The sequence below is a fragment of the Shouchella shacheensis genome, assembly GCF_001484965.1.
Classification (GTDB): Bacteria; Bacillota; Bacilli; order Bacillales; family Bacillaceae_D; genus Shouchella; species Shouchella shacheensis.
In genome coordinates this window covers 1-16898 of the sequence record NZ_LLYY01000050.1, presented here as the reverse complement: position 1 = coordinate 16898, position 16898 = coordinate 1, and the positions used below count along the sequence as shown (strand labels likewise).

19 protein-coding genes are annotated in these 16898 nt (G+C 47.4%); 3 read left to right on the top strand and 16 right to left on the bottom strand.

What is annotated here, in order from left to right:
- Window positions 1-206 precede the first annotated feature (206 nt).
- Window positions 207-926 carry a 3-ketoacyl-ACP reductase gene (locus AVZ68_RS18605; protein WP_059106075.1) on the top strand — a complete coding sequence of 240 codons (720 nt, stop codon included), beginning with the start codon at window positions 207-209 and terminating at the stop codon, window positions 924-926.
- A gap of 49 nt (window positions 927-975) precedes the next feature.
- Here the strand turns inward: AVZ68_RS18605 and AVZ68_RS18600 are convergent, their stop codons facing one another.
- The 16 genes from AVZ68_RS18600 to AVZ68_RS18525 form a co-directional block, all read right to left on the bottom strand.
- On the bottom strand, window positions 976-2310 hold the full coding sequence (locus AVZ68_RS18600) for a sensor histidine kinase (protein ID WP_082676789.1): 1335 nt from the start codon (window positions 2308-2310) through the stop codon (window positions 976-978).
- Window positions 2303-2779, bottom strand: coding sequence for a GAF domain-containing protein (locus tag AVZ68_RS18595; RefSeq protein WP_059106074.1), 477 nt, complete (start codon window positions 2777-2779; stop codon window positions 2303-2305). Before AVZ68_RS18595 ends, AVZ68_RS18600 begins: the two co-directional genes overlap by 8 nt.
- Complete coding sequence (locus tag AVZ68_RS18590; RefSeq protein WP_059106073.1) at window positions 2766-3422, bottom strand: response regulator transcription factor; 657 nt, start codon at window positions 3420-3422, stop codon at window positions 2766-2768. The genes AVZ68_RS18595 and AVZ68_RS18590 overlap by 14 nt, the downstream gene beginning before the upstream one ends.
- Window positions 3423-3440: 18 nt before the next feature.
- Complete coding sequence (locus AVZ68_RS18585; protein ID WP_059106072.1) at window positions 3441-4091, bottom strand: sensor histidine kinase; 651 nt, start codon at window positions 4089-4091, stop codon at window positions 3441-3443.
- A 19-nt stretch (window positions 4092-4110) separates the two neighbouring features.
- Window positions 4111-4461: a PAS domain-containing protein gene (locus tag AVZ68_RS18580; RefSeq protein ID WP_245628182.1), complete on the bottom strand. Its 351-nt coding sequence runs from the start codon at window positions 4459-4461 to the stop codon at window positions 4111-4113.
- 156 nt (window positions 4462-4617) lie between these two features.
- On the bottom strand, window positions 4618-5736 hold the full coding sequence (locus tag AVZ68_RS18575) for an RNA-guided endonuclease InsQ/TnpB family protein (RefSeq protein WP_059106077.1): 1119 nt from the start codon (window positions 5734-5736) through the stop codon (window positions 4618-4620).
- A gap of 136 nt (window positions 5737-5872) precedes the next feature.
- Window positions 5873-7042 carry a nitrate/nitrite transporter gene (locus tag AVZ68_RS18570; RefSeq protein ID WP_059106070.1) on the bottom strand — a complete coding sequence of 390 codons (1170 nt, stop codon included), beginning with the start codon at window positions 7040-7042 and terminating at the stop codon, window positions 5873-5875.
- Complete coding sequence (locus AVZ68_RS18565) at window positions 7035-7313, bottom strand: hypothetical protein (RefSeq protein ID WP_059106069.1); 279 nt, start codon at window positions 7311-7313, stop codon at window positions 7035-7037. The genes AVZ68_RS18570 and AVZ68_RS18565 overlap by 8 nt, the downstream gene beginning before the upstream one ends.
- Window positions 7314-7388: 75 nt before the next feature.
- Window positions 7389-7592 carry a hypothetical protein gene (locus AVZ68_RS18560; RefSeq protein WP_059106068.1) on the bottom strand — a complete coding sequence of 68 codons (204 nt, stop codon included), beginning with the start codon at window positions 7590-7592 and terminating at the stop codon, window positions 7389-7391.
- Entirely contained in the window at window positions 7582-8106 is a 525-nt protein-coding gene (locus tag AVZ68_RS18555; protein WP_059106067.1) for a Rieske (2Fe-2S) protein, read from the bottom strand. Before AVZ68_RS18555 ends, AVZ68_RS18560 begins: the two co-directional genes overlap by 11 nt.
- 12 nt (window positions 8107-8118) lie before the next feature.
- The gene (locus tag AVZ68_RS18550) at window positions 8119-8682 is read right to left on the bottom strand and encodes a 4Fe-4S dicluster domain-containing protein (protein WP_059106066.1); all 564 of its coding nucleotides are present in this window, start codon (window positions 8680-8682) and stop codon (window positions 8119-8121) included.
- A complete protein-coding gene (locus AVZ68_RS18545) occupies window positions 8683-10851 on the bottom strand; it encodes a molybdopterin oxidoreductase family protein (RefSeq protein ID WP_059106065.1) in 2169 nt (722 codons plus the stop codon).
- Window positions 10838-11926, bottom strand: a complete 1089-nt coding sequence (locus tag AVZ68_RS18540; protein ID WP_059106064.1) for a hypothetical protein — start codon at window positions 11924-11926, stop codon at window positions 10838-10840. The genes AVZ68_RS18545 and AVZ68_RS18540 overlap by 14 nt, the downstream gene beginning before the upstream one ends.
- Before the next feature lie 405 nt (window positions 11927-12331).
- Window positions 12332-13963 (bottom strand): YndJ family protein, encoded by a 1632-nt coding sequence (locus AVZ68_RS18535; protein WP_059106063.1) that lies wholly within the window; start codon window positions 13961-13963, stop codon window positions 12332-12334.
- Complete coding sequence (locus tag AVZ68_RS18530; RefSeq protein WP_245628181.1) at window positions 13960-14625, bottom strand: DUF4166 domain-containing protein; 666 nt, start codon at window positions 14623-14625, stop codon at window positions 13960-13962. Before AVZ68_RS18530 ends, AVZ68_RS18535 begins: the two co-directional genes overlap by 4 nt.
- On the bottom strand, window positions 14622-15536 hold the full coding sequence (locus AVZ68_RS18525) for a DoxX-like family protein (protein WP_059106062.1): 915 nt from the start codon (window positions 15534-15536) through the stop codon (window positions 14622-14624). The genes AVZ68_RS18530 and AVZ68_RS18525 overlap by 4 nt, the downstream gene beginning before the upstream one ends.
- A 529-nt stretch (window positions 15537-16065) precedes the next feature.
- Here AVZ68_RS18525 and ykzP point away from each other — a divergent pair.
- Window positions 16066-16209, top strand: coding sequence for a protein YkzP (gene ykzP / locus AVZ68_RS20530; protein ID WP_180316734.1), 144 nt, complete (start codon window positions 16066-16068; stop codon window positions 16207-16209).
- Between the two features lie 92 nt (window positions 16210-16301).
- Window positions 16302-16553, top strand: a complete 252-nt coding sequence (locus tag AVZ68_RS18520; protein ID WP_059106061.1) for a hypothetical protein — start codon at window positions 16302-16304, stop codon at window positions 16551-16553.
- Window positions 16554-16898 lie beyond the last annotated feature (345 nt).

Here is a 16898-nt window from a genome sequence, read left to right as displayed (position 1 = left end):
AAGTGTTTTGTATCGCTTAACAGTATTAATTTAGAGCGAATTCATCCCCTACCTGAAGGAAGGGCTTTCTTCGCTCTTCATTCTGTAAAAAGATGAATCGTTCATACCCCCTCTATGCTTGGCAATTGCGTTTCTTATTGATACAGTGGATATACATAAAGATCTAGGGTTCTGTATTCAAAAACATGACAGAAAGGCTGGTTGACATGCAATCTTTGAAAGGGAAAACAGCGCTCATTACAGGGGCAGGTCGTGGCATCGGCAGAGCGACTGCCCATGCGTTTGCAAGAGAGGGCATCCATGTAGGACTTGTTGGCAAAACACAGTCCAATCTTGAGAAGGTAGCTAAAGAATTAAGTGACTACGGGGTGAACGTCGTGATCGCTAGCGCCAATGTTGCTGATCGTACATCAGTAACCAGCGCCGTCAGCCAAATAAAAGAGACGCTTGGCTCGATTGATATTCTCGTTAACAACGCTGGCATTGGAAAATACGGGCGCTTTTTAGACCTCACCGAGTCCGATTGGAAAGAAGTGATGGATGTTAATTTGATGGGAGTGTATCATGTCACACAAGCCGTCCTTCCTGACATGATCGCCCAAAAGTCCGGGGACATCCTCAATATCTCTTCTACTTCGGGGTTGCGAGGAACAGAAGGGTCAAGTGCGTATAGTGCATCGAAGTTTGCCGTTCTCGGACTGACAGAAGCGTTAATGAAAGAAGTTCGTAAAGACAATATTCGTGTTCAAGCGCTCACTCCGAGTAAAGTCATCACTGAGTTCGGTGGGAGTAACAACCTAAGCAATGACGGTACCGAAAATTACATGCAGGCGGAGGACTTGGCTGACGTGATGGTCTCCCAGCTCAAACTCCACCCGAGAATGTTCGTAAAGAGCGCCGAACTCTGGGCGACAAATCCGAAATAAGTACAATGAAGCCACTCCGTCCATTTGATGGAGTGGCTTTTTTAGTGGCCTATCCCTTGATTTTCTCCTGCGGAACCTCTAAAACAATCATCGTCCCGCTTCCACGAACGGTAGCGATCGTTATTTCTCCTTTAACAGATCGTGCTCTCTCCTCCATACTCACGAGCCCAACGCCGGAAGAGCTCGTGTTTCGATCAAAACCAATGCCATGGTCTTCCACTTTCACGATAACGGTTCCTTCCGATTCGCTCACAGTGACAAAGGCTTGATCGACCTGTGCATATTTCCGAATGTTTGTAAGGGCCTCTTGTACGATCCGGTAAATCGATACCTCAATGTGCGGCTCTAGCCTCCCGGATAGCAAATAATCAAAGGAAACATGAATCTTGTAGTGTTCCTGGAATCGATTAAAAAAGGAACGCAAAGCAGAGCCGAGCCCAAGATCGTCGAGTACGGAAGGACGCAGTTCCCAAGAGATTCCTCGTGCTTCTTCGATAAGGGCAGCAGCTTCCTTGCGCATGACTTTAACCAACGGATGATCAAGCTCTGCATGTAGACGGTCAATCGTAATTAAGTGACTATATAAATTTTGACCGATGCCATCGTGTAACTCTCGAGAAAGCCTTCTGCTTTCCTCTTCCTGCACATCGATAATTCGAGTCAGAGCTTCCTGCAATTCTTTTTCCATCCGTTTTCGCTCGGTAATCTCAAAACGTATCGCCAAATACCGGTACGGTTTTCCTCTCTCATTCAAAAAGGGAACAATGGTTGAATCGACCCAGTAGTCACTTCCATCTTTGGCTTTGTTTTTGATCTCTCCCCTCCACACATTTCCCCTCGCAATCGTACGCCAAAGGTTACGCATGAACTCCTTAGAGTGATAGCCTGAATTGACAACACGGTGATCTTGACCGAGCAATTCGTGCTGCGCATACTGAGAAACTTCACAGAATTTATGATTCACATATTGAATGACTCCCTTTTGATCGGTAATCGCGAGAATGGTCGATTCATCAAGGGCAAACTTGGTATCTAGAAGTTCATTGACTAGTTTTCGTGGCTCCATGCCAGACACGTGGGAATCATGGGCTTTATGAATGATAAGAAGGGCAAAGTTTTCTTCCATCAGACAAAACGAATGTTTGCGCACAAATAAAGGCACGCGCTCTCCCTTTTTATTCGTTCCAAATTGGAGTATAGGTGTGTCTTCTTCCAAAGTAGCGACATCGATGTCAGGGAAGAGCGCTTGAATGTCCTGTCCTGTACATTGTTCCGAAGGCCTAGACATCAGTTCGAGCGCTTCCGTATTAACGGATTGAATCAACCCCTGATCATCAATGACAATTGTTGCCTCGGCTTGGGCTTCTTTACTTCTATTACTCATCCACTTCTCCTCCAAGCGCTGCAAGACGAGAAGCTAAAAGCGCTTCCGCTTCTCTCGCTGCCTCCTTGACCTTTCCTTTTTCTGCTTCGGTAAAGTCATGAGCCTTCCGACATCCTATTAAGAGGACGCCCCTGGTGATTCCACCTATGGCCACAGGAACTGCAAAAGCTGCGACCAGTTTTTCTGCGAGCATAATCGGATAATCAGTGGCTCTTCCATTGATGTGACGCGGAAAGTCGTTCACTTCCATCGCCGCATTGCTTGCCATCACTTTGCCAGCGATTCCTTTGCCATAGCGCAGTTTAATGTGCACGTACTTAGTATTCGTATTGCCTAGGGCATAACGCCAAGTAATCTCTGGCCTTGTCTGTTTTTGAAGCGCGAGTCCGACAAAGTCACAAGAGACCTCTGCTTTCAAACGAGCACATGCTTCAACAATGGCATCGTTTCGCTTCCTATCGAATCGCACTGCCGAGTAACCCTTTCTTTAAGGCGTAGGAAACCAGTTCCGGCCTTGTTTTCATCCGCAGTTTATCCATAACCTTGCTTTTGTGGGCCTCAACGGTTTTGACACTAATGTATAACAGTTCACTGATTTCTTTATTGGCGTAGCCTTTGGCAATTAAGGTCAAGACCTCTTTCTCCCGATTCGAAAGCTGTTGATACAGATCCGTTCCATGTTCTTTCATCGTTCCTAGATATTCGTCCATTAATTTTTTCGTCGCAGACGGGTGCAAATAAGCCTCCCCACTGCAGACTAATTGAATGGCATCAATAAGTTCCTCATGAGGGGCGCTCTTTAACACGCAACCAGAAGCTCCAGCTTGGATCGACCGGAATAAATATTCTTCGTCATCATGCATCGTCAATATCAGAATCGCCGTCTCCGGCAACTGCTTCTTCAGTTCCTCTGTCGCCGAAAGTCCGTCTTTTCCATGTGGCATGCTCAAGTCCATCAGCAGCACATCCGGTTTCAATTCAAGCGCTTTTTCAATCGCTTCATTTCCTTCCGATGCTTCTCCAACTACTTCCATATCGGAAAGAGAATCCAGCAGCATTTTCAAGCCCATTCGCACGACAGCATGATCGTCAACCAACAGTACCTTTATCACGAACATTCCTCCAATCGCTCATATGGTTAGGAACAGCGAGACGACCGTGCCGCCACCTGGTTCCGATGCTACATGAAAATTCCCGTCTGCAAGACGCATTCGTTCTTTCATTGAAGCAATCCCCATAATAGCATCGCTTTTCATGACTTCTTCAAGCTTAAAGCCTTTTCCAGAGTCTTGAATCTCGATTTCTAGTGACGTCTCTTCCCACGTAAGGCGAAGACACACCTGGTCGACGTCAGCATATTTCGCACTATTTATCAAGGCCTCCTGGCAAACACGAACGAGAGCCATGCTTTTTGGTTCGGGCAACATTTTCTCCTCGCCGCTTGATTGAATATCGACCACCACCCCAAGGGTTGATGTAAACATTTTCGCATAGCTTTTTAAAGCTGAAGTTAAACCGAGCGTCGCAAGCGTGTGCGGATACAACTCCACTGACAGTAGCCGCACTTCCTCAATCGTACGTGTGACGACTTGAGTCATTTCTCTCGTGTACCCCTTGAGAGCTGGGTCTTTCATTCCCGCTTCAAGCAGACCCAGTCCCGTGTGGATGCTGTACAAATTCTGGCTGACGCCCTCATGAAGTTCCAAGGCCATTCGTTTCAATTCTTCTTCCTGCGACTGAATAATATAGCCACTCGCATTGGCCGCCATTTTGGGCTCCATAAAGATCCTCCCTCTGGATTCATTCCGCTTTGTCCGTAACCTCACTAAAGACGCCAGCATATTGAATCACTTCGCCTGCATCATCGTAAATCGCGTTGATCGTCAACCACTCTAAGTAAAGACGCCCGTCTTTTCGCTTGTTCCAGATTTCCCCCTGCCAAGCGCCTTTTGTCAGAAGCGTTTTCCATAACTCCTCATAAAAAGCATCCGACTGTTTTCCTGATTGCAAGATGTTTGGATTTTTCCCTACAATTTCTTCTTCATCAAACCCTGTGACCTTTGTGAAAGACGGATTGACCGTGATAATCTTCCCTTTTTTATCGGTCACCATCATCCCAAGCGGCGTCGATTTCATCACTTGATAAGACAATGCCAGTTTATCGTCAACTACCCACCACTTATCAACCTGACGGTCTGATTGAAGTGGGGGCTTGTGACTACCCAATAGTGCAAACGGTCGGGAGACCTCCTAATCTTAGAGTGGTGTCACATTAGGGGCAGGCTGACAGCTACCCAACGCCATAAGTCATGCTTGTGGCGTTCCTCCAGCGATGTACTCGATTCCTTTTCGCTGAAGATTTATTGCGCCAATGCGGTCATCATTGGATGTATAGCCACACGTCCTGCAACAAAAGATATGCTTCTTTTTGTTGCGATTCGCTTTTTCCGTGTGACCACATGTCGGGCACGTTTGTGATGTGTATTTAGGATCTACGGCGATCACTTTCGATTGATTCATCAGGGACTTGTATTCTAGCTTTTGTCGCAAGTCATAGAAAGACCACGATACCGTTTGATAACGATCTTTAATGCGTACTTTTTCCGTCGCTTGACGAATGCCTGTTAGGTTTTCGAGCGTAAACAACGTTTCCTCTCCGTATTGGTCAACGAGTGCCTTACTGATGCAGTGATTCATGTCTTGCATCCAACGGTTTTCTCGTTGTCCCATCTGCAGGAGGCGCCTTCTGGCAGAAGGGGTTTGTTTTTGTTGTAATTCCTTCCGGGTTTGTTTGTATTTTGCTCGTTTGTGTTTGATGTGGCGACCCTTGAAAAAGGTAGTTTTCCCTTGTGAATCATAGGACGTGGCCACAAAATTGATCCCAAGATCAACACCTACGACCTGATTGATCGCATCGTCCTTCACTTGAGTGATGTCTTTCGTTATTGGAATATGCAAAAACCATTTCCCGTGTTTATAGACAAGTTTGGCTGTACCAAACTTCCAGGTGCCATCAAAATATGGTTCCATTCCTTTGGTTTCAAAAGGAACTTTGATACGACCGCTCAATGTATTAACCGAAAACAAATCTTTGGTTAACGAATAGTCCCGATTGAAAACCAAGTCATATTGCGGCTTTTTAAACACAACAAGCGACCAGTCCACATCGTTGCTTTGGTTCGTTTTATATTTAGCAATCACGGTTTTCAAGACAGACTGAGCCATTTGAGAGCGAAGATGATAGGTGGAGCGGAGGTCATGATAGGTTGCCTTGTGCAATGTTGCTTGAGATAGCTGGTGGCTTTCAAAGACCATCGCAGAAACAAAATTACAACTTTCGCGATAAGCAGAGACGGTTTCTTTTAATAGCTCTACTTGCGCTAGCGTCGGGTGAATCTTTATTTTAGCTGTAATGGTCAGTTCCACACCGCCTTTGCCCCCTTTCACTAAGGTATTTCCATTATACCACTCCGAAAGTCTTTTCATAGTTGGGAAAGGACCAGAAAGTTTTTTGTTGACGCAAAAGCGCATTCCTCCCCCACATACTCGCCGGGCTACGCCTTCACATTCCGTGAGGCGGGGTATCCTGCGCTAAATCATGAAAATGCAGCCAAATCACTAGCACAAGGCTTGCCAGTGCGACTTGTGACAGCGCCATAAACCCGATCGCATAATGACCCGTTAGATTATAGAGCGAAGAAAGAATCAGCGGTGGAAAAAATCCACCCAGACCGCCCATAGCCGATACAATTCCATTGGCGATCCCCGCCTGTTTGTCGAAATACATCGGCACAAGTTTGAAAATCACACCGTTCCCGACCCCGCCGCTCGCAGCAATCGTTAAACAGCCAGCCGTAAAGAGAGTCATGGATGGGGCCAGGGAGAGAAGCAACGCTGCAACAGTAAACCCGGCGAATACAACCATTAAAAGATAAAGAGACGAAAAGCGATCAGCCAGCCATCCACCGATCGGCCTCAGCACTGTGGCTAAGACTATAAATCCGGCGGTTCTCATTCCGGCATCGACCCCATCCAAACCAAAGTTATTCACAAGAAAATTTGGCAAGAAGACCGTGAACGCCACAAATGAACCAAATGTTATAAAATAAAAGAGGCTAAAAAGCCAGAGTTTTTCGTTTTTATAAACGCCTTTCATCTGTTCCATCAGCGGCGTTTTTACCTTCACTTCTTCCTTATCGCCCAAGAAGAACGTGGCGAGAATGAACATTCCTAAGAGTACCATATAGAGCTGGACCGTGAGCGACCAGCCAATACTGGCCGCAAGAACCGGCGCGGCAAAAGTGGTTAGCGCCGTCCCTAAATTCCCTGCCCCGTAAATGCCATTCACAAACCCATGACGCTCTTTCGGATAATACTTTGGCAGCGACGTCACCCCTACGGAAAAGACGGCACCCCCAATCCCAAGAAACAAGCCACCAACGAGCAGATCCGTTAACGTCGTTGCTACACTGATATAATACACTGGAAACATTAATAGCACGAAACTAGCGATAAAGATCGTCCGAGCGCCAAATAGATTCGTCAAGTAGCCCATAGGGATTCGCAGCAACGACCCTAGAACAACCGGCAAGGCCGTCACCCAGGCTACCTGTCCAGGTTCGATCGCGATATCTTCCATGATAAAAGGAATTAAGGACGAAATTAACACCCATACCATAAAGCCGATGATCAAATTTGCCGTTTGTAAAGGAAGCTGCATTTTTTTATTCATTGGCATCCTCTTCCCTTCTGACTAAATACGTAAGACCTGTCTTGCGATCATAGGCAGACCACTTGCCTTCTTCTTGTAGAACAGGAAGTGAAAGTGGCACAGCAAAGAAAGTACGGTCATTAAACCAGATGCGTAGATGCGTGTTGTCCGGACAGTTGGCTAGTTTTTTTAGTTTCTTATTGACCCACGGGGCCTTTTCCTCTCCTTGTTCATCGCGAATGCATACTTGAACAACCGACGAAATTGAGCGTTCTAATTGCTGAATTTCCACCTAAAAACCCCTCCTCCCTCTGCCTGTTCCTTTTGAGGCTACCTTCGTTTCAACCATCTGCCCCTCCAAGAAATCTTATTCACGCGCATTTCCGCCCTTATCCCGCTCTTTTTTATAAATCAGCACTGCCAGTGGAAACAGAATGACATTCAGACCGGCATAGATTAGAACCGCCCCGTACCGCTCATGATAATACTGATGCACCGCCAACTGGGTAAAGACAATGTTCAGCAGCAAAATCAGGCTAAGCGCCAGTACACCGAGAGCACTACGTTTCATATCGTTTCACCTTAATCGCATAGACAGCGCTATGATCCACCTGAAGTTCAATTTCAGGAAGCGCGCGCCTTGGCGGTCCAGCCGTTGCCTCCCCTGTTCTTGCACTGAAAGCACCGTGGTGGCAAGGGCAGATCATTTCGTCTTTTTCTTTATCCCAAAACACGGGACACAAGAGATGCGTGCAGGCATTTTGATAAGCGACAAATGAATTCTCTCCTAACCGGATTAAAATCGCGCTGTCCTTATCGCTTGGAAAGGTGAAATCAACAGAACTTCCAACCGGGATATCCGCGATGTTTGCGATTTTTTGTCGCTGCTGGTCACTCTCACCGAATCCCAGTAATTCTTTCGCGGCCACGCCTCCCCACGGGAGGGTGCCGACAGCGAACACGCCAGCGGCTCCGACCAATGTTTTCATGAAGCTTCGTCGGTCTAAGGTCCGTTCATGATTTCGATCAATATTATGCGTGTAGTTGTCTTCGTTAAACGGGTGTTTATTATTGCGGTCGGTCATCAGTACCCCTCCTCAAAACAATTTTTCCGTTCCCTGTAAAATGCCTGGCAGATTAATTTTCACATTCGTGGCGCCTTCTAAGTGGGGTAAGCTTGTCACCCATTTATCATTATCAAGCTCATGCCGTTGTTGTTTGCGTTCGATTTCTTCCTCCGTTAACCACTGCAACGTATTTGAAGGGCAAACACTTGCGCACATCGGAGGGATCCCATCCTTTGTGCGGTCAATGCAAAGGTCGCACTTATACATTAGGTTCTGCTCTGTATCGAATTTAGGAATACCATACGGACAGGCAATCGTACAGTTTTGACAGCCAATACATTTTTCCACCATCGCCGACAGCACCGCACCGGTTTCGTGAATCTGGATGGCTTGGGCTGGACAGCTTCTCGCGCAGGCAGGGTCTTCACAGTGGAGACACATGAGTGGCATTGTTTGGCGATCGACATAAGGATTGACATCATACACATAGTTTCGATTTCGTTCTTCATGACCGCCGCATTGCGTGCAGGCGGCCAGACAGGCGCGGCAGCCGATGCAGTTCTCGAGCTCGATGTATAGCCTCTTTTTTAGCATCTACGTCACCTTCTTCCTTTCCAACTTCTCCATTCGTACGGCACATACTTTAAATTCCGGCATTCTCGATATTGGATCGAGCGCCGCATTCGTTAGAAGATTAATGGCTTCTTTATGACCGAAATGATAAGGAACAAATATCGTGTCCTCCCGTATCGCTTCGGTCACCTTCACCTTAAACGTCCCTGCGCCTCGTCGCGTCAGGAGTCGAACGTTTTCATCGTGCGTAACACGATACCTCTCTGCTGTATTTGGATGCAGTTCAACATAGGGATCCGGGCACATGTCATAAAGAAACGGAATTCTGCGCGTCTGGTTTCCGGATAGATAATGATAGACGACACGTCCAGTTGTTAAATGCAGAGGGTAGCTGTCGCATGGCTCTTCAGCAGGTGGTCGATACGGAAGGGCACAGATTTTCGCTTTCCCATCCGGATGATAGAACTTTTTATCAAGAAACATATACGGCGTTCCTGTATCTTCTTCATCTTTACAGGGCCAGAAGACACCGTCCTGCTTGTCAATCTTCTCCCAGGTCGCTCCGTAGTAGTCGGCATTTCCGCCTTTTGTCGCCAACCTAAATTCAGTGGCGACATCTTTCGCCGTTTTTAAATGAGAGAAGTACTTTCCTTTTCCAAGACGCTCAGCAAGTTCCACTTGCATCTGCCAGTCCGGTTTCGCTTCCCCAAGCGGCTCCTGTGCTTTGTTGATTTTGATAATTCTTCCTTCAAGATTCGTGCACGTTCCTTCATCTTCGGACCATGTCACTGAAGGCAGGATGACATCGGCAAATTCAGCAGATTCCGATAGATAAAAGTCGGCACACACCATGAAATCAAGATCCTTCAATGCTTTCTTGACAAAGTTAAGATTGGGCGCGGAAACAGCAGGGTTCGAGCAGAGCAAATACAACCCGCGAATGTCTTTTTGATCCATTCGCTCGAATAACTCGTACGCAGAGACGCCTTCTTTCGGCATATCCTTAGGATCGATCCCCCAAATGGCACTCACTTCCTCTACGTGCTTCGGGTTCGTAATTTTTCGATAACCTGGCAAAAGGTCAGACTTCTGCCCATGCTCGCGTCCACCCTGGCCATTTCCCTGTCCTGTAAACGTTGCGACCCCTGACTTCGGTCGGCCAATCTTCCCTGTTACAAGCGCGAGGTTCGTATAGGCAGAGACATTATCAACGCCCTTTTGCTGCTGTTCAATTCCGCGGGCAAACATGACGATCGCATTTGGTGCCTTTCCGTAAATTTCAGCCGCACGTATGATTTTTTCCTTTGCAACACCTGTTATTTCACTCGTAACTTCTGGTGTAAATGCACCCACCAGTTCTTTGGTTTCTTCAAAGCCGTTTGTATGCTGCCGAACAAAGGTTTCATCTACTTGTTGTTGTTGAATCAACAAATGCAGAATCCCGTTCGCAAGCGCTAGATCGGTCCCCGGACGTAAATCGAGGTGAAGGTCAGCTCTTCTCGCAATCGGTGTCTCACGCGGGTCGGCAACAATGAGGTACCCGCCTCTTTCCTGAACCGCCCAGACTCTGAACATCGAGGTCGGATGACACTCGGCTGTATTGCTGCCAGCGATGAACAAGCAATCGGTTTCGTGAATATCGGTCCATGGTAGCGTAGAACCCCGATCGACGCCAAATGTTCGTAAAAACCCTCCGGCGGCACTCGACATGCAAAAACGGCCGTTGTAGTCGATGTATCTCGTTCCTAAAGCGACTCTCGCAAATTTCCCCGTCAAGTAGCATTTCTCATTGGTCATCGAGACCCCGCTGAACACAGATAGGCTGTCCTTTCCGTACTCTTTCTGCAAATGTACAAATTTCTTTGCAATCAAATCGTACGCTTCGTCCCAGCTCGCTTCTCGAAACCCCTCTTTCGTCCCTTTTAATGATGCATCATCGCGGATGAGCGGCCGGAGAATTCGATCCTTGTGATTTGTCTGCTGGTAGGCCGTGACACCTTTTGGGCACATCTTGCCAACGGTGACGGGCCAGTCATAGCGAGGTTCGACCCCGATAATGGTGTTTGTCGACGTGTTCACGCGTAAATTCATGCCGCACTGCATTCCGCAATAGCTACAATGGGTTTTCACCAAGGATTCATTCGGGTGCCGGACATTCTCGACCTCGCGGAAAAACTTATCCTTTTGCATGTTGATTCGCCTCCTTCGCTTCAATTTCATGAGTGGTGCGCCCAGAAAATCTCGCCATACGGTATTTCCTTCGACACGGAAGACAAAGCTCTGCCAAATGAAAGCCCTCTTGCATCGTAAAATCAATGTCATTTGTTCGAAGCACATCGATGACATCGTTCGATTGTTCAGCAGAAACAAACGCTTCGCCGCAAACGCTGCATCCTTTCATTGACTTCTCTCCGTAATGCTCCCGGTAATTTCTCGCAAACACGCTCAGCGGTCGGAAAGGAATATGCGCAAGCTTTCCAAAAGGCAAATAGATCAGCGTCACAATCACCGAATATTGATGAATCATCGATAGCACATAATGACCCGCCCCGTGTAAGACAATGTTTGAGAATGTAAGCAGCAATCCCGTAATGCTAATAAAAAGTAGAAGATACAGCGGCAAAAAGTCGTAAAGAAATTTCTGTTCAGCCCTTGCCTGCATGTTTTTCATTCTCCGGTACAAAGCCATACAGACACCGACCGTCACCATGATGCCGGAGATGTTTAAGCCGTTGGAAAACAAAAACATTAGAAATCCATCGGCGTTCATACGCATGATATCCATCCCTAGAGCAACAATGGTGTAGGTGCCGTTTTCCTCCATCGTGAAGTACATCCACCCAAATACGAGCGGGAAGGTAATCACACAGGCAAGAATCACACCCCAACCCATGAGCATATGCTGGACCCACCGATACAAGCCTCGATTCCAAATGAACCGATACGTCCCGAGGTGTTCGACAGATGTTTTCGGCGTCGATCCGCGAAACAAGAGCCGAATTCCTTTTTTGATTAGAATTTTGGTTGGTGGCCGCTCTGCCCAGGCGATCAATCGGTAAAAGAGACCCCCTAGAAACACCACCGTCCCAATCATGTAGCCATATAAGTTCAAGTCAATATGGGTAAACATCCGTGTGCCGATAAACGATAAAATCACGAGGAGGCTGACCGCTAAGAACATCGATTTGGCAAACCTCGAAGCAAATATGCGCTGGGGGGTTGGACGTGGGGATTTCTCTAATTGATTAACATGTCCGGTCTCCATTTAAACTCACCCTTTATGATCGTTATGTGTTGCTTTCATTATAGAAAGCCGCGGGAAATTTCGGTATTAGGGAATATCCTGATTCTTTGAGGGAAACTCCCTTATTGCTCCTATTAAGGGTTTTTATGAATAGCATTTAATAGATAAAATACCGCACAAAGCAGGGGGAAGGCACGGGGAAAAGGTGGGGACGAGGTGGTTCTTATAAAAAAGGTTCCATGGAGGATCGTTTAATTATTCAACTTTCGGACACAAAAAACCCCTTCATTCCTTGGTATAAAAGGAGTGAGGGGCGACTGAACCTAACACAAGGCACGGGAATCTGCTTACAAGATGCACTCACCTCCTAGCCTTTCCTTCATCAGTCCGGCCCTAGAAGCGCTCTTGCCGTGCTCTTGCCGTGCTCTAAATACATATCAATTCATAACGCAGCCGAACAAACGTCACGCCAAAACACGAGAGCTGATGGTATGCTTCAAGCTGATTCCGTCCTATTTGGCGAAGGAGAAAGGATTCTGCCAAGGGTGTGTTCACGGTAATCCGCCCAAACGTTACATAGATCCCCTCATCGCCCTGCTCGTCCTTTTCTTTCCTACTTGTTAGAATCAGGCTCCCTGCCTCACCATGGTCCGGCCTGAGAACACCTGTCATTACTCCTCCTGGCAAAGGGAGGGCAATGTTCATATAGGTGGTGTTCATTTTTTGATGATGCGAGTACGCCGCTGTAAAAATAGGTTCGTTCGTTGTGGCGTTCTGCCTAATCCAGACACGGGACGCAGGTCGGCCTTTCGTTGCGTCATCTACCGTGTAAATCGCTCCATTCATCCCAATGTACCCGGAGGCAGGAAGGTTGAGCTGCCCCATTTTCCTCGTTACACTAGAAGACAGCTTAGAGGGTAGCCAAAATGCCCAGCGTACTTTTGCCTTCATCGTGTAGCCTATTGTTTGCTCGTGAAAACTGGACACAAGCGGATTTAACTGATCTGGCTGAAATGCCGCTCGGCGAAACGTTTCCCATGACTCAATCAACGCTTCTTCCTTCCCTAGATTAGGGTATTTTTTCAGTAATCTGCAGTCTATATGCTGCCTTCCTCTAAGGGGGCTAATCGGAAACACCCCGAAGGTTGCTCTTGGAGAAGGCGCTAGATAAACCCATGTGATGACCGCAACGAGAGCAAAGCCAAAGGCATTAAAGACCCCATGCCAGCGCACCATTTCCGCAATCGTTAAAAACGGCGCATTCATCGCCAGTCCGAAGCTGTACAAAAAGGAAAGAGCCATCGTGAGCAGCAGGATGCCAGAAGAAGCCACCAAACCGAGTTTCGCTAAAGAAGCCACCCACCGAATGATGGAGAGGTTCCATAGACAGAACCAGCACACAAATCCAACATAGATGCTAACGAGCACGGCTTCAACTGGCGGTCCAGCGTCAATCCCAATCGCTACGAGGAGCGGTCCTGCCAGGATGCCCCAAGCGAGCAAGGTATAGGCTTTGGAGACATGAGAAATTTTTGCATAAAGCCATCTGCCCAGCATGCCTGTGAGAACCGGCAAAATAAAGGCAGCATAATGAAAGTGAACCGCAGTCAAGTCAACGATAGCTTCTGAATACGGGAGGAAAGCTTCGCCGCCGAGAGTGGACAGCATGAACCATCCCCCGCCCACTATAAGGTAGATGAAGCCTACATCGATCGCTGTCTCTTCGATCGGGCTCCAGCCTCGCCTTAGCAGTCTTGTCAGCCCGGCTAGAGCCACCCCTACCGTAAAAATTGCCCATACGCTCGCAAAAAGAATCGACCATGCATTGAGTGGAAGGCTAAGAGCCGCCGTGCCTGCCCAGGCAAACAAAAACGAGAAACGGCTCAAGAATGAATGGAGTAGGTTCTCCTCCTCCGTACCTTTAACCAGTGAGAGCGTCAGGGGCACAAGAAGCAGGAAAGCAAAACCAAGCGCCAACTCGATCAGAGTGGGCCGAAAAAACGCTACCCATGCCAACATACTGATAAGTCCAATCCAAATATTCAGACGCAGGTTCATGTGTATTCCCTTCCTTGCATGGTTTCTGTGGAAAAGGGCATAAATGAGGTATGGACAAGTCCCTCGTACATAAGCATTGTGCCAAATCGTTTGTGGTAAATATGCACATGGATGCGAATTGCCTTCTCCCGTGGGTCCACGTGCTCATAGACGTCTACACTTGGCTGAAACATGCGCGGTACACGTAGGCGTGAGTGGTTTCCTCCTTGCAGAAGTATTTCCCTAGATCGAATAAGGAGCCCTCCTCCAGGTGTCACCGTCAATCCTAGCGTCGAAGAAAGATGACGACGCTGTCCGAAGTCATCCACGATTCCTCCTAGGCCCTCGTCATACCTCATCACTGCATCAAATGATCTTGTTACTTTTGGAAAATAAAAGCGTCGGTCCCAGCTTACCGTTTCCCTTCCATGCTCATCCTTGTAGGCCACATTCTCCAACTTAAAAGGAACGTCCTTTCCCCTCTCTGGAAAGATGAGACGTTCCCTTGTCCCGAGATGAAAGAGAGGCCGTAGCAAACGCGGGGCACCGCGAATTTCAATCATTGTCCCTTTGCCAACGGCCATCTCTTTTGAAGCACTCGTTACTCCGAATTTTTTCTGAAGTAGCGGATGAAGCCTTGAAAAGGAAGAACGGAGAGCCTGTTGATAAATCGAGATCGTCACGAGCTAGCCCTCCTTTTGCATCGTCTCGCTAGCACTAGGTTCTTGGCATTTCCCCAGCCTGCTACACATAAGACTAGCATACTCACATTTACAACAGCAGGATTAAAAGGATCAAGATAAAGTCCTGGCGTACTCAGTAGTGCCCCCACTCCTAACACCGCCACTGCGCCGGCGGACCCAAGAAAGAGCATGCGCTTTGGAATCGGAAGTAAAAACAACAGGCCAAAGAGCATTTGCAAGACACCAATGAGGGCCACAGCTACCTCCTCATATCCAGCAACCAACCCGCTTGCTTGCAGTAGCTGAATTTCCCCAGTCTCTGGAAACAATAGCTTAGGCACAAGCCCTTGATAAAACCAGATAAAAGCGACTGCCAGAGAAAAGAGTATATGGAGGAACGAGCGTCGCTTGCTTTCACGAGGGTGAATTTCTTCCTCTAGCCAAAGACGCATCGCCTCGAAACTCCACGCCGTCGCCCAGCCAAGTAGCGGTCGGAACACAAGCCGATCGATCAACGTCCCGACCTTTCCCCACCTTGTCTGATAATCATAGCGCGTCATAAATTGCACCCCGTTCTCCTTTGGAACATAGCGCCAATAGCCATTTCCTTTCGCGATGAGAGACACGGGCTGTTCACTTGAAAACGACAGAGCTGAAACACAGGAACCATCGTCTTTTTCCGCCTCTCCTCGGCTAAGCCCTTCACCAGAAATCGTGACACCAAAACCGATTTTTGTCGTATAGGTAAAACGCTGATCATCGTGCGGGGATTCTTTTTCTATATAGGTTATAGACGAAAATCGGAGATCCCACTTTTCATGAAGAGCAGGATCTTGCGTTGCATGCCACACTCTCTCCATCTCGCTATGTACCATGGTCTCCACATAAATTGCACGCGGTTTCAAATTCATTCACATCCTCCTTCTCATTTCCCTCCCGACGAATCTGACTCATGCGATGAATGGATCGATCGCCCAGTTGTTTTCTTCTAGTCTACCATACGGTTTTACTCTTTTCCTCGACTTCTTCGACACATTTTGATCGTGGACAGGAGCGAGCTCCATTCCGATAGCAGGAGTAAGAAACGCGGCAATTCACATAGGTTTCTCTCTTGCCAACAAGCAACAGGAATTCCGCTGATTTCACCAATGTTGACAGCCTGCTCTTCATAGATTTTCGTTTAATATAAATTCAGACTTATCAGATTTTTACTGCGACGGCACCAGCATACCCAGACCTCTATTCTTGGGAGGCCACTGAAAAAAATGATGGTTTTTCAGTGGCCTCTCCGCTTGATGGAGTGGCTTTTTGAGGGATTATCACGAGCAGCAGAGGCCCCTTCCCTTTGTTGCACATAATTTTTATGATCAAGGAAACGATAGAAAGCGAAACTTCCTTTAAGTGAACGTTAAACAAGGATGAAGCGAAAGAGGTGAGACCATGAAGCGAAACAAGCAAGCCAACAAAGCTCAGACAAATAACCAGACGCCAACAGAGTCGATGTTTAACGAAGAAGTGGCCAGTGAAATGATTGATGACGGTGGCAACAAGTCAACGGATAAAAAACAAAAAAAGCAAAAATAATTAGCTGCCGCCCCATATCAGGGTGGCTTTTCATGTATATAAACGCTCTTTTCTGGAAACTCTATGAAAACATGAAACGGGAGGTGTGTCTGATGGAGGTAACGATAGAGAGAAAGCGCACGGTTGAGGACGCCGGAGACCTCATCTGTACAAAGAGTGATAAGCTATATGCGATTGTCCAGGATGCCCCCGAGCGTTTTCCATTCTTACTAATCTGTCTTGCAACATTTCAGGTGGTACAAAATTACGACGACCTTCCCTCTAGAGAAGAGCTGGAAGAGGATATTGAGGAAAGCATTGAAGGCATTTATGAGCACAGCACGGCAGAGATTACCTTAAACTAAATTGGCTTGGATTTCATGGCCACGACTGAAATCTCTAGCTCCTATCCCCCGTAGCTAGAACAAGCCAGACCGAAGCGCTTATACTTTGAGGTCTGGCTTTTCGATTTGCTTACAGAATGAAGAGCGAAGAAAGCCCCTTCCTTCAGGTGGGGGATGAATTCGCTCTAAATTAATACTGTTAAGCGATATAAAACATTTGTTCTTATGAACGTACGTTTGGTATACTGGTGACAAAGGAGGTGAACCCTGTGCCCACCATTTCCCTAAAACTCGAGCTCATGAAGCCAACCAAAGAAAAGCAGGCCCTTTATCAAACGATGACCGAGACCAACACTGCGTTTGCCA

What these genes read in the sequence shown, in the direction of transcription:
- AVZ68_RS18550 (WP_059106066.1), bottom strand. Translation starts at nt 8,682, where the DNA reads ATGCTAAAAAAGAGGCTATACATCGAGCTCGAGAACTGCATCGGCTGC.
- AVZ68_RS18535 (WP_059106063.1), bottom strand. Translation starts at nt 13,963, where the DNA reads ATGAACCTGCGTCTGAATATTTGGATTGGACTTATCAGTATGTTGGCA.
- AVZ68_RS18555 (WP_059106067.1), bottom strand. Translation starts at nt 8,106, where the DNA reads ATGACCGACCGCAATAATAAACACCCGTTTAACGAAGACAACTACACG.
- AVZ68_RS18605 (WP_059106075.1), top strand. Translation starts at nt 207, where the DNA reads ATGCAATCTTTGAAAGGGAAAACAGCGCTCATTACAGGGGCAGGTCGT.
- AVZ68_RS18540 (WP_059106064.1), bottom strand. Translation starts at nt 11,926, where the DNA reads ATGGAGACCGGACATGTTAATCAATTAGAGAAATCCCCACGTCCAACC.
- AVZ68_RS18560 (WP_059106068.1), bottom strand. Translation starts at nt 7,592, where the DNA reads ATGAAACGTAGTGCTCTCGGTGTACTGGCGCTTAGCCTGATTTTGCTG.
- AVZ68_RS18525 (WP_059106062.1), bottom strand. Translation starts at nt 15,536, where the DNA reads ATGAATTTGAAACCGCGTGCAATTTATGTGGAGACCATGGTACATAGC.
- AVZ68_RS18570 (WP_059106070.1), bottom strand. Translation starts at nt 7,042, where the DNA reads ATGAATAAAAAAATGCAGCTTCCTTTACAAACGGCAAATTTGATCATC.
- ykzP (WP_180316734.1), top strand. Translation starts at nt 16,066, where the DNA reads ATGAAGCGAAACAAGCAAGCCAACAAAGCTCAGACAAATAACCAGACG.
- AVZ68_RS18520 (WP_059106061.1), top strand. Translation starts at nt 16,302, where the DNA reads ATGGAGGTAACGATAGAGAGAAAGCGCACGGTTGAGGACGCCGGAGAC.
- AVZ68_RS18585 (WP_059106072.1), bottom strand. Translation starts at nt 4,091, where the DNA reads ATGGAGCCCAAAATGGCGGCCAATGCGAGTGGCTATATTATTCAGTCG.
- AVZ68_RS18545 (WP_059106065.1), bottom strand. Translation starts at nt 10,851, where the DNA reads ATGCAAAAGGATAAGTTTTTCCGCGAGGTCGAGAATGTCCGGCACCCG.
- AVZ68_RS18600 (WP_082676789.1), bottom strand. Translation starts at nt 2,310, where the DNA reads ATGAGTAATAGAAGTAAAGAAGCCCAAGCCGAGGCAACAATTGTCATT.